Source organism: Flavobacterium sp., from assembly GCF_043779715.1.
In the GTDB taxonomy this organism is placed as follows: domain Bacteria; phylum Bacteroidota; class Bacteroidia; order Flavobacteriales; family Flavobacteriaceae; genus Flavobacterium.
In genome coordinates this window covers 1-11049 of record NZ_JAYWDT010000019.1, presented here as the reverse complement: position 1 = coordinate 11049, position 11049 = coordinate 1, and the positions used below count along the sequence as shown (strand labels likewise).

14 protein-coding genes and 1 pseudogene are annotated in these 11049 nt (G+C 33.4%); 2 read left to right on the top strand and 13 right to left on the bottom strand.

The window, feature by feature from the left end:
* Positions 1-15 precede the first annotated feature (15 nt).
* The 7 genes from rnpA to pdxA form a co-directional block, all read right to left on the bottom strand.
* Positions 16-390, bottom strand: a complete 375-nt coding sequence (gene rnpA / locus ACH2BG_RS00700) for a ribonuclease P protein component (protein ID WP_395045816.1) — start codon at positions 388-390, stop codon at positions 16-18.
* 71 nt (positions 391-461) lie between these two features.
* Positions 462-1808: an acetyl-CoA carboxylase biotin carboxylase subunit gene (accC, locus tag ACH2BG_RS00695; protein ID WP_395045815.1), complete on the bottom strand. Its 1347-nt coding sequence runs from the start codon at positions 1806-1808 to the stop codon at positions 462-464.
* 81 nt (positions 1809-1889) lie between these two features.
* Positions 1890-2369 (bottom strand): acetyl-CoA carboxylase biotin carboxyl carrier protein, encoded by a 480-nt coding sequence (gene accB, locus ACH2BG_RS00690; protein WP_395045814.1) that lies wholly within the window; start codon positions 2367-2369, stop codon positions 1890-1892.
* 80 nt (positions 2370-2449) lie between these two features.
* Positions 2450-3451, bottom strand: coding sequence for a beta-ketoacyl-ACP synthase III (locus ACH2BG_RS00685; RefSeq protein ID WP_395045813.1), 1002 nt, complete (start codon positions 3449-3451; stop codon positions 2450-2452).
* A 161-nt stretch (positions 3452-3612) separates the two neighbouring features.
* The gene (gene rpmF / locus ACH2BG_RS00680; protein WP_394759578.1) at positions 3613-3807 is read right to left on the bottom strand and encodes a 50S ribosomal protein L32; all 195 of its coding nucleotides are present in this window, start codon (positions 3805-3807) and stop codon (positions 3613-3615) included.
* 9 nt (positions 3808-3816) lie between these two features.
* The gene (locus tag ACH2BG_RS00675) at positions 3817-4380 is read right to left on the bottom strand and encodes a YceD family protein (protein ID WP_395045812.1); all 564 of its coding nucleotides are present in this window, start codon (positions 4378-4380) and stop codon (positions 3817-3819) included.
* Between the two features lie 84 nt (positions 4381-4464).
* Positions 4465-5514: a 4-hydroxythreonine-4-phosphate dehydrogenase PdxA gene (gene pdxA, locus ACH2BG_RS00670; RefSeq protein WP_395045811.1), complete on the bottom strand. Its 1050-nt coding sequence runs from the start codon at positions 5512-5514 to the stop codon at positions 4465-4467.
* 57 nt (positions 5515-5571) lie between these two features.
* Here pdxA and ACH2BG_RS00665 point away from each other — a divergent pair, with 57 nt between their 5' ends.
* A complete protein-coding gene (locus ACH2BG_RS00665) occupies positions 5572-6168 on the top strand; it encodes a riboflavin synthase (protein WP_395045810.1) in 597 nt (198 codons plus the stop codon).
* Between the two features lie 81 nt (positions 6169-6249).
* Here the strand turns inward: ACH2BG_RS00665 and ACH2BG_RS00660 are convergent, their stop codons facing one another.
* The 6 genes from ACH2BG_RS00660 to ACH2BG_RS00635 all read right to left on the bottom strand — a co-directional run bounded on the left by ACH2BG_RS00660 (position 6250) and on the right by ACH2BG_RS00635 (position 10343).
* A complete protein-coding gene (locus tag ACH2BG_RS00660; protein ID WP_395045809.1) occupies positions 6250-7203 on the bottom strand; it encodes a DUF3078 domain-containing protein in 954 nt (317 codons plus the stop codon).
* Between the two features lie 52 nt (positions 7204-7255).
* Positions 7256-7762 carry a DUF2480 family protein gene (locus ACH2BG_RS00655; RefSeq protein ID WP_395045808.1) on the bottom strand — a complete coding sequence of 169 codons (507 nt, stop codon included), beginning with the start codon at positions 7760-7762 and terminating at the stop codon, positions 7256-7258.
* A 1-nt stretch (position 7763) separates the two neighbouring features.
* The gene (locus tag ACH2BG_RS00650; protein WP_394758888.1) at positions 7764-8087 is read right to left on the bottom strand and encodes an SUF system Fe-S cluster assembly protein; all 324 of its coding nucleotides are present in this window, start codon (positions 8085-8087) and stop codon (positions 7764-7766) included.
* Between the two features lie 7 nt (positions 8088-8094).
* The gene (locus ACH2BG_RS00645) at positions 8095-8514 is read right to left on the bottom strand and encodes a SufE family protein (RefSeq protein ID WP_395045807.1); all 420 of its coding nucleotides are present in this window, start codon (positions 8512-8514) and stop codon (positions 8095-8097) included.
* A complete protein-coding gene (locus ACH2BG_RS00640; RefSeq protein WP_395045806.1) occupies positions 8514-9017 on the bottom strand; it encodes a hypothetical protein in 504 nt (167 codons plus the stop codon). The genes ACH2BG_RS00645 and ACH2BG_RS00640 overlap by 1 nt, the downstream gene beginning before the upstream one ends.
* 111 nt (positions 9018-9128) lie before the next feature.
* Entirely contained in the window at positions 9129-10343 is a 1215-nt protein-coding gene (locus ACH2BG_RS00635; protein WP_395045805.1) for an aminotransferase class V-fold PLP-dependent enzyme, read from the bottom strand.
* A 199-nt stretch (positions 10344-10542) separates the two neighbouring features.
* On the opposite strand from ACH2BG_RS00635, the pseudogene ACH2BG_RS00630 reads away from it, so the two are divergent.
* A pseudogene (locus ACH2BG_RS00630) lies at positions 10543-11049 on the top strand (serine hydrolase); the annotation flags it as partial.

Sequence of the window (11049 nt, the reverse complement as noted above, 5' to 3'; positions counted from 1 at the left end):
TTGTAAAAAAATTAATTACTCTTTTATAGAAGCCACGAATTTCTGAAACAGATGAATCGTTTTTTCATTAATCTCTTGATAAGACAAGCGGTCTTTAGTTTGATAAAAAAACATAAAACCGTACTTTTTTTCTGAGTTTTCTAATAATAAATGTTTGTTTAAACGATACGTTTCTCGCAAAACACGTTTAAAATAATTTCTATCGACTGCTTTTTTGAAATATTTTTTAGAAACCGAAACGCCCATTTTTATTTGCTCGTCATTTTCTAAATCAACAGGTACATAAACCAATCGCAACGGGTATTTAGATACCGATTTCCCTTCCGAAAAGAGTAAATCGATAGTCGTCTTGCTTTTTAGCTTTTCGGTCTTTGGGTAGGTGTTGTTCATTAAAAAATTATAAAAGGCAAAGTTACTTTTTTAAAGTAAAAAATCCCACTCTTTCAAGTGGGATTGTCAATTTATCTTTGCTCTTTCATTTTGAAAGTATCCATAAATGCTGTGGTATAATCACCTGAAACATATCTTTCGTCATCCATTAATTGTCTGTGGAAAGGAATGGTAGTTTTGATTCCTTCAATTACGAATTCGTCTAAAGCGCGTTTCATTTTATTGATGGCTTCTTGACGTGTTTGCGCTGTTGTAATTAACTTTGCAATCATCGAATCGTAATTTGGCGGAATTGTATAACCTGCGTAAACATGCGTATCTAAACGAACTCCATGTCCGCCTGGCGAATGCAATACCGTAATTTTTCCTGGTGAAGGACGGAAATCATTATAAGGATCTTCCGCATTAATACGACACTCAATAGCATGCAATTGTGGCAAATAATTTTTTCCTGAAATAGGAATTCCAGCAGCTACCATAATTTGCTCACGAATTAAATCGTAATCGATAACTTGTTCTGTAATTGGGTGCTCTACTTGGATACGAGTATTCATTTCCATAAAGTAGAAATTACGGTGTTTGTCTACTAAAAACTCAACCGTTCCCGCTCCTTCATATTTAATATATTCGGCAGCTTTTACTGCTGCTAATCCCATTTTTTCACGAAGTTCATCGGTCATAAATGGAGATGGTGTTTCTTCAGTTAATTTTTGGTGACGACGTTGTACAGAACAATCTCTTTCTGACAAGTGACATGCTTTCCCGAAAGAATCTCCTACGATTTGAATCTCGATATGACGAGGTTCTTCGATTAGTTTTTCAAGATACATTCCGTCATTTCCAAAAGCGGCAGCCGACTCTTGACGAGCGCCTTCCCAAGCTTTTAGTAAATCTTCTTGTTTCCAAACAGCACGCATTCCTTTTCCACCACCACCAGCAGTTGCTTTAAGCATAACTGGGTAGCCAAATTCAGAAGCCAATTGTTCTGCTTGCTCATAAGATTCTAAAATTCCTACTGAACCCGGAACACAAGGAACTCCTGCTTCTATCATAGTCGATTTTGCCGAAGCCTTATCTCCCATTCTATCAATCATTTCTGGTGAAGCACCAATAAATTTGATGTTATGCTCGTGACATATTTTAGAAAACTTAGCGTTTTCAGACAAGAATCCGTAACCTGGGTGAATTGCGTCTGCATTTGTAATTTCGGCAGCGGCAATAATATTTGACATCTTTAAGTAAGACAAGTTACTTGGTGGCGGTCCAATACAAACTGCTTCATCAGCAAATTTTACGTGTAAACTTTCAGCATCAGCTGTAGAGTAAACCGCAACGGTCTTAATGCCCATTTCTTTACAGGTTCTAATAATACGAAGTGCTATTTCGCCCCTGTTTGCTATTAATATTTTTTTAAACATCGTTTGAAATTTTAAATTTTGAATTTTAAATTTTTTTGAACGATGGAATTCATCATTCAAAATTTAGCATTTATAATTTCTTTATGATGGATCAACCAAGAATAATGGTTGGTCGAATTCTACTGGTGAAGAATCGTCTACTAAAATTTTAACGATTTTACCTGAAACTTCAGATTCGATTTCGTTAAATAATTTCATAGCTTCAATTACACAAAGAACATCGCCTTTTCCGATTGTGCTTCCAACCTCAACAAACATTGGTTTGTCTGGTGATGGTTTTCTGTAAAAAGTTCCAATAATTGGTGATTTTACAGTAATATATTTAGCATTTTCGTCTGCAGCTGGTGCAACTGGAGTTGCTGCTACTGGTGCAATTTGCTGTGGCGCAACCGCTTGCTGTAACATGTTTTGCGCAGGCATTTGTTGTACATATGTTGTTTCTGTACTACCTTCTAAAGTTGTTCTAATAGTGATTTTTACATCACCTGTTTCCAACTTTACTTCTGCAACACCTGAATTTGCTACAAATTTGATTAGATTTTGAATTTCTTTTAAATCCATGGTTATTCGTTTTAGTTATGGTTTTTATTATTTTAAAAATTCAAAAATCGAAATATTTAATATTTCAATTCTTGAATCATTTAGTCCTTTTTGTTGTATGCCCATTTTAAATAGATAGATCCCCAAGTAAACCCGCCACCAAAAGCAGCAAATATAAGGTTATCTCCTTTTTTTAATTGGTTTTCGAAATCACTTAGCAATAATGGTAAAGTTGCCGAAGTGGTGTTTCCGTAACGGTGAATGTTTAACAAAACTTTCGATTCGTCAAGATTCATACGTTGCGCAGTAGCATCGATAATACGTTTGTTTGCTTGGTGTGCTACCAACCAGTTTACATCATCGTTCGATAAATTATTACGTTCCATAATTTTTTCACTCACATCAGCCATTCCAGAAACGGCATACTTGAAAACTGTTTTTCCGTCTTGAAATACAGTATGTAAACCATTTTCAACTGTTTCTTTTGATGATGGTAAAATAGAACCTCCAGCATCAATTTTTAAGTAATCGCGACCTATTCCGTCCGAACGTAAATACTCATCTTGTAGTCCAAGACCTTCAGTATTTGGTTCGAATAAAACAGCTCCTGCCCCATCTCCGAAGATAATACAGGTTGCTCTATCAGTATAATCGATTATTGATGACATTTTATCGGCACCAATTAATAATACTTTTTTGTAACGTCCTGATTGTATATAAGCTGCTGCAGTTGACATTCCGTATAAAAAACTAGAACAAGCTGCTTGCAAATCATACGCAAAGGCATTTACAGCACCTATTTGGGTAGCAACAAAAACTCCTGTCGATGCCACTGGCATATCTGGTGTTGTGGTTGCCATAATTACCATATCTATTTCTGCAGGATTTATTCCTGATTTTTCGATTAGGTTTTGTGCAGCTTTTATAGCAAGATAAGAAGTTCCTTTTCCTTTTTCTTTAAGAATTCTTCTTTCTTTGATTCCTGTACGAGTTGTTATCCATTCATCGTTAGTATCGATCATGGTTTCTAACACTTGGTTAGAAAGAACAAACTCGGGAACATATGCGCCAACGGCAGTAATTGCGGCAGTAATTGTATTCATAAAGTTCAAATAATACTTTTAAAAACTCAAATTTTAAAAGACGATGAAGTTACAAAAAAACTTTAAACGAAAAGTTTTTTTGTATCAATTTTTATTTTCGGTTATAGTCAACAAAAAAACTCTCACTTAGTGAGAGTTAGGTATTTTATACAAAAACTGTATTAAGCAACAGCTATTTGCTTATCGATAACTACTTGACCTCTGTAGTACATTTTACCTTCATGCCAGTAAGCTCTGTGGTATAAATGTGCTTCACCAGTTATAGGGCAAGTTGCGATTTGAGCAACAGTTGCTTTATAGTGAGTTCTTCTTTTGTCTCTTCTTGTTTTGGAGATCTTTCTCTTAGGATGTGCCATTTTGCAAAATTATTTATCCGTTAATAGTGTTTTCAATTTGTCCCAACGCGGGTCTGTATTCTCTGTTTTTATTTCTGTTTCTTCTTGAACATTTTTTTCTTGTGTTTGTTCAGTAACACTTATTTCTTTCAGTTTAGATAGTGCTTTAGTTTTTAAAGTACCGTCTTTTATACCTGGATGCGTTTTTTTAAGCGGTATAGATAAGACAACCATTTCATAAATATACTGTGCAACATCTATTTGGTGTTCTCCGATTGGCAAGATGAGTAAATCCTCATTTTCGTCATTGAATGTTTCTCCAAATCTAACGACGAGTTTTAGATTTCCTTTTATTGGTAAATCAAAATCTTCGCTAGTTAAATCACACGGAACGTTTATCGTTCCTGAATGTTTGAAATTTAATTCAAGCATTGTGTTTTTCTTTTCTAATACTATGTTTACTTTGATGTTGGCGCTTTCAAATTCGTCAAAGTCAAAGTGCTCAAAGAACGCTTTACTAATTTGGTATTCAAACTGATGTTTACCTAGCTTTAATCCTATAAATGGGATTAAAAATTCATTTGTAACTTTCATCTTAACAACAATTTGTTCCTTTATTAGGGAGTGCAAAGATATAAATTTTTTATAAACTTAAAAGCGTTATCAACATTTTTTTGTTTATAACTGCTTTTCTTTTGTTTTAAGCGGTCTAATCGTTATTTCCTCGTATTCATTTCTAGATTTAAAAATATCTATCGCTGCATATATTGCTTCTAAAAACGAATTATTGTTAGCCATACCTTTTCCTGCAATTTCAAAAGCAGTTCCATGATCTGGTGATGTTCTTACTTTGTTTAAACCCGCTGTATAATTGACCCCTTTCCCAAAAGACAAGGTTTTGAAAGGTATTAATCCTTGATCATGATAGGTCGCAATTACGGCATCATATTTTTCATATTGGTTACTTCCGAAGAAACCATCGGCAGAAAATGGACCAAAAACCAAAGTTCCTTCATCAAAAATCTTTTTTAATGTTGGTTTGATTAATTTATCTTCTTCGTCACCAATAACGCCATTATCTCCAGAATGTGGATTGAGCCCTAAAACTGCAATTTTTGGTTTTCTGATTCCAAAATCTTGAATTAGAGATTTATTAATTGTTTTTATTTTTTTTCTAATTAATTCTTCGGTCAAATGTTTTGCCACATCACTTAAGGGAACATGGTCTGTAAGTAATCCTACGCGTAAATTATCTTGAATCATAAACATTAGCGCATCGCCTTCTAATTCTTGGTCTAAATAATCGGTGTGACCTGGAAATTTAAAATCTTCGGCTTGAATATTCGATTTGCTTATTGGCGCAGTAACTAAAACATCAATATCGCCATCTTTTAGCGCTTTTGTTGCAGCTACAAAAGATTTTATAGCATACTTTCCCACTTCATTATCTAGCTGACCGTAATTTATATTTACACCTTCTTTCCAAACATTTAATACATTTATTTTACCAATGATCATTTGGTCCAATCTATCTATTCCATGCAAAGGCGCTTCTAATCGAAGTTCTTTTTTAAGAAATGAAAGGATTTTTACATTAGCAAAAATTATGGGTGTGCATAATTCTAACATTCTCGAATCTTCGAACGATTTTAGGATTACTTCGCCACCTATTCCGTTTAAATCTCCTATAGAAATGCCTACAATTATATTTTCTGCTCTTTTTGTCATCAGTTCAACGTATTTATTGCTAATTTTGAATGCAAATTTACTAAAATAAAACCAGCAATGTTCACAGGAATCATAGAAACTCTCGGCACAATCAAAGCTTTAGAAAAAGACGGCGAAAATGTTCATATTAAAGTGGCGTCTAATATTACAAACGAACTTAAAATAGACCAAAGCGTATCCCACAACGGCATTTGTTTGACCGTTGTAAATATTGATACTGATGTTTATACCGTAACTGCCATCAAAGAAACAGTTGACAAAACTAATTTATCAAGTTGGAATATAAATGATGTGGTGAATCTGGAACGCGCAATGAAGCTTGGCGACAGGCTTGACGGGCATATTGTACAAGGTCATGTAGATCAAATTGCGATTTGTAAAAATATTGAGGAAGCTAATGGAAGCTGGTATTTTACTTTCGAATATGATAAAAATTTACATAACATTACTATCGAAAAAGGTTCGATTACTGTAAATGGCGTGAGTTTAACGGTTGTAAATTCTAAGGAAAATGAATTTAGTGTGGCTATTATTCCTTACACTTATGAGCATACAAATTTTTGTAATTTTAAAATCGGAACAAAAATAAATTTAGAATTTGATGTTATTGGAAAATACGTGGCGAGATTGCACGGTTTGCATCTTGATAAATAGTATTTTATTCAAAAAATAATAATTTATAAAAAGAAAATCCCAACTATTAACTGGGATTTTTTTATCAGAAGTTTTTCTAATCTAAAAATTGTAATTTACACCTAAACCAAATACTTCTCTAATTTGAAAAGCACCTCTAGCATTGTCATCGTACAACGCTTGGAAAGCTAGGTTTGTAGAAATATATTTATTTACTTTCATTACCAAATTCATTTGATAATCGATATCAACATTTTGCGGTTTGTCTAGATAATTAGAATACAAATTTAAGATGTTTTCCATCGAAATGTTTTCCATCAAGTTTAATTTATAATAACCATTTAGAGCAGCACCAAATTCAAATCGACTAGATTTCCCTTGTTCTACTCCAAAAGCCGAACCTAATTGCGTGAAATGATCATGAACATAGATTAAACGTGAAGTTGCTGGCGCAATATTGACTTTTAGATTGTCTGATTTTTTCCACAACATTCCAGGACCCGCTTGTAAATAGGCTGGTGAGAAAAAATGTGAGATTTTAACATTCATGTTATCGGCAAAATCATCTCCAAGGATTAGAGGTGTTCCGTTGTCGTTTGTAAAAGCTACTTTTTTAAACCCAGAATCCATTTGGGTTTTGAAGTTTAGAAAAAAGGAATAATACCAATATCCTTCGCCTGCTTTTTTTCCTAAAAGTGATGTAAATTCTAATCTATCATCGGATTTTGTTGCGTCTTGACCTTTTAATTTAGTCAAACCATATGAGCCAATGATTTTATTGTCCCAAACTATTTTTTCTGCTTTGTAATTAAAATCATAGTTAAGACCTAAATTTCCAGCCATATTTGCTGTTCCGCCACCCAACCAATCATTATTAAACGCCGACTGATTAAACAAAAACACAATGTTACCAGTGCGTTTCCAACCTACATTTGTGGTGTCTTCTACTTTGCTAGCTGCTGTAGCATTTTTTTCTAGTAATTCTTTTTCGCTTAATTGTGCATTAACATTTACACCAAATAGAAAAATCATTAAAACTAAAATTATCTTTTTCATCGTATTTTTTTTTAAAATTCCTACCGATTTATAAAAAAAGAACAGGTTAGTTCTATTTTCTTTTAAACAAAGGAACTGCCGAGCAAGCTTCACCATACATTATGCTTTTTGCAAATGGCTGTAGTTTTTGCACAGCTAGAATATAAGCACTTTCTGGCACAGGTTTTTTAGAGCAACCTTTTATAATTACTGGTTTGTCCTGATACTTAGAATAATCGATGCTTGCTAATATTTCTTGGTACAAAGCGGTTTCCAAATCTTGCAAATTGCCACTTACTACTTTTTTAGCGAATGGCGAAACATGAATTGTGACCAAAATACTTGCCCATGCAGGAATAATAGCATCGGTCGAGCAATGTATCGCCACATAATGATTTTCGTATTGTGGCCAATCATGATTTTTTAATGCTTCACGAAAGTCTTTTTCTTTTAATAAAAAACCTTCATAAAGCCACTGCGAAATATCTATTTGTGTTCGAATTTCTTTTGCATAATAATCCTCTAAATCGAAAACTTCGAGTACAGAATTAGCAACTTTGTTTATTATTTCGTCTTGCATTTTATAGCATTCCTAATTCTAATTTTGCTTCTTCACTCATCAAATCTTTTGTCCATGGCGGATCGAACGTGATTTCGACTTCGCAAGATTTTACAGTATCTATTTTTTTGATTTTGTCTTCTACTTCTCTTGGTAAAGTTTCGGCCACTGGGCAGTTTGGAGACGTTAGTGTCATTAAGATTTTTACATCTAGTGTTTCGTTTACAAAAACATCATAAATTAAACCTAGCTCGTAAATATCTACGGGAATTTCTGGATCGTAAATCGTTTTTAAAACTTTTACTGCTTCCTCTCCTAAATTGATTGTATCGTTAAATTCTTCCATAATTTTTTTAATTTTTAGCTTGAAAAGCCAATGCGTATATTTTTATTTGTTTTATCATCGAAACCAATCCGTTGGCTCGTGTTGGTGATAAATGTTCTTTTAATCCGATTTCATCAATAAAATTCATATCGGCTTCAAGAATTGCCGAAGCAGTTTGATTAGAAAAAGTTCTAATTAGTATAGCTATTATTCCTTTGGTCAAAATAGCATCACTATCGGCAGTAAAAACGATTTTATCATTATGCTGCTCGCCTTGTAACCACACTTTCGACTGACAACCTTTGATGATATTTTCATCGATTTTGAATTCTTCTTTTATTAACGGAAGATTTTTTCCTAGATCGATGATGTATTCGTAACGTTGCATCCAGTCATCGAACATCGAAAACTCGTCTACAATTTCTTCTTGAATTTCTTTTATGGTCATTATTTTTTCTCTGAATAGGAAACTAATTTTGAAACTAGTTTTGCGATTGCTGCTGGCGGATTTCCACCGTCGAAACCAGCTCCAGTATATACTTTCCCGTTTGATGTAATCGTTAAATTTGCATGTGTTGCGCCGTCATAAGTTCTTGCTTCTGATGGTGCTTTTAGGTTTGGCAATTCGTCTAGATTTACCGCTTTAACCAGGTTTGATATCACAGAAGCATCTTCTTTAGTAAGCATAACAACAGTTCCTTTTTCTGCGTTATTTCTATCGGTAGCAATTGTAAGTTGGTTGTTTTCGAAGACGATTTTACTAAAAAAACCTCTAGATAATGCTTCGTATTCAACTTTTGTTCCTATCTGAATCGTATTTTCTTTCATTTCAGATTTTGTTTTTTCTGTTTGTACAACTTCGGCTACTGGAGCATTTTCGGTTGTCCCTTTTTTTGTCTGACATGATTTTGTCAGGAATAAACTTAAAAATACTAATGCAATTGTTTTCATATTGTTTGTTTTTTACGATTTTTTTAGCCCTGATAGCAGTGGAAATCCTTTTTTGAGGCTTTTCGCCGATAAAAAGATTGCAACGGATAGCAGGAATAGCTTCAAATAATTTTAAGACAACATTGTTTTTGCTTTTTTGACAGCTTCTACAAATATATCAATTTCTTCTTTGGTATTATAAAACGCAAAACTAGCTCTTATAGTTCCCGGAATGTTAAAATAATTCATAATTGGCTGGGCGCAATGATGGCCAGTACGAACCGCTATTCCTAATTTGTCAATAATCGTACCAATGTCGTACGGGTGAATCCCATCGATATTAAAAGAAATTACCGATGTTTTTACTGCCGCTGTTCCGAAAATTTTTAAACCTTCTATTTCTAATAATTTTTGTGTTCCGTAGGCTAATAATTCGTTTTCTTGTTGTTGTATGTTTTCGAAACCTATCGAATTCATATAATCGACAGCAGTTCCTAGTACAATTCCACCAGCAATATTTGGTGTTCCTGCTTCGAATTTGTGTGGCAAATCGGCATAAGTGGTTTTCTCGAAAGTCACTTCCTTTATCATTTCGCCACCACCTAAATATGGTGGTAATTTATTTAGCCAAGCTTCTTTTCCGTACAAAATTCCAGTTCCTGTTGGACCACACATTTTATGACCTGAAAATACATAAAAATCGCAATCTAATTCCTGCACATTAGGTTTGAGATGCGGAACAGCTTGCGCTCCATCAATTAGGATGGCGGATCCCACTTCATGCGCTTTGGTAATCATATATTTTATAGGATTTACAGTTCCTAGTGCGTTCGAAATATGATTTACAGCAACAATTTTGGTTTTATTAGAAAGTAATCGATCGAATTCGGACATAATTAATTCTCCGCTTTCATTCATAGGAATTACAACGAGTTTTGCACCTGTTTTTTCGCATAACATTTGCCAAGGCACAATATTACTGTGGTGTTCAAGTGCCGAAACCATTACCTCATCATTTGGTTTTAAAATAGAAGCAAATCCGTTTGCAACAAGATTTATTCCAAATGTTGTTCCTGAGGTAAAAAGCACTTCGTGAGCGAATTGTGCATTGATATGATTTTGAATTTTAATGCGTGATTCCTCATAAGCATCGGTCGCTAATTGGCTTAACGTATGTACGCCACGGTGAATGTTTGCATTTATTTCCTCGTAATACTTTGCAATGGCATCGATAACTACTTGTGGTTTTTGTGAAGTCGCACCATTATCGAAATAAACCAATGATTTTCCGTTTACTTTTTGTGAAAGAATGGGAAAATCGGCTCTTATTTTATCTATATCTAACATCCTTATTTATAAAAATTCTAAATACAAAAGTAGTCAAATAGAAACGGAATTTTATCAAACGTTTGTTAATAATTAAGCTCTTTATTTTTTGAACCATAATAAGGACAAAAGATTTAAAAAAACACTTTTTTTCTTTGTGATTAACTTTTTAACAATCGAAACTTTATTTGATTAAATTGCATCAAAATTATATTTGAAAATGAAAAAATTATTCAAAATTCTGGGTTTAACGATACTTTTATTTTTAGTTTATTTTGGTTTTACAACCTATCCTAAACTGGATTTGATTTCTGGTTTTTCTGCCAAAAGTGTGGCTTCAGGACATTTTATTGATAATCGTTCGATTGAAACTATCGAAAAAGGTGACAATGATATTGATATGATTGATTTGGCAACTAATGAAGTTGATAATTCTCAAGGTTTTGCTATTTCTAAAGTTTATGGTTTAAAAGAAAGAAAAGCAATCTATCGAGTAGGATTGGGCGCCACTTTAATAAATGATGATTTTGACGAATCTAAACCTTATGAAGTTCCGAAAAGAACAAAACTAAACAACAATTTACCTTTTCCTTATGGAAACAACGAACCAGAAAAAGTAGTTTTTGAGGATGTTGATTATAAAAAATTAAATACCGCTGTTGAAAATTCTTTCGATAAAAAAGGAGAGAAAAACAAAAGAACTCGTGCATTATTAGTCATTTATAAA

Bases quoted from the DNA above. Each gene is read 5' to 3' on its own strand.
- accB (WP_395045814.1), bottom strand. From the start codon at position 2,369: ATGGATTTAAAAGAAATTCAAAATCTAATCAAATTTGTAGCAAATTCA.
- ACH2BG_RS00665 (WP_395045810.1), top strand. From the start codon at position 5,572: ATGTTCACAGGAATCATAGAAACTCTCGGCACAATCAAAGCTTTAGAA.
- ACH2BG_RS00640 (WP_395045806.1), bottom strand. From the start codon at position 9,017: ATGAAAACAATTGCATTAGTATTTTTAAGTTTATTCCTGACAAAATCA.
- rnpA (WP_395045816.1), bottom strand. From the start codon at position 390: ATGAACAACACCTACCCAAAGACCGAAAAGCTAAAAAGCAAGACGACT.
- ACH2BG_RS00660 (WP_395045809.1), bottom strand. From the start codon at position 7,203: ATGAAAAAGATAATTTTAGTTTTAATGATTTTTCTATTTGGTGTAAAT.
- ACH2BG_RS00635 (WP_395045805.1), bottom strand. From the start codon at position 10,343: ATGTTAGATATAGATAAAATAAGAGCCGATTTTCCCATTCTTTCACAA.
- ACH2BG_RS00645 (WP_395045807.1), bottom strand. From the start codon at position 8,514: ATGACCATAAAAGAAATTCAAGAAGAAATTGTAGACGAGTTTTCGATG.
- ACH2BG_RS00685 (WP_395045813.1), bottom strand. From the start codon at position 3,451: ATGAATACAATTACTGCCGCAATTACTGCCGTTGGCGCATATGTTCCC.
- accC (WP_395045815.1), bottom strand. From the start codon at position 1,808: ATGTTTAAAAAAATATTAATAGCAAACAGGGGCGAAATAGCACTTCGT.
- ACH2BG_RS00675 (WP_395045812.1), bottom strand. From the start codon at position 4,380: ATGAAAGTTACAAATGAATTTTTAATCCCATTTATAGGATTAAAGCTA.
- ACH2BG_RS00650 (WP_394758888.1), bottom strand. From the start codon at position 8,087: ATGGAAGAATTTAACGATACAATCAATTTAGGAGAGGAAGCAGTAAAA.
- pdxA (WP_395045811.1), bottom strand. From the start codon at position 5,514: ATGACAAAAAGAGCAGAAAATATAATTGTAGGCATTTCTATAGGAGAT.
- rpmF (WP_394759578.1), bottom strand. From the start codon at position 3,807: ATGGCACATCCTAAGAGAAAGATCTCCAAAACAAGAAGAGACAAAAGA.
- ACH2BG_RS00655 (WP_395045808.1), bottom strand. From the start codon at position 7,762: ATGCAAGACGAAATAATAAACAAAGTTGCTAATTCTGTACTCGAAGTT.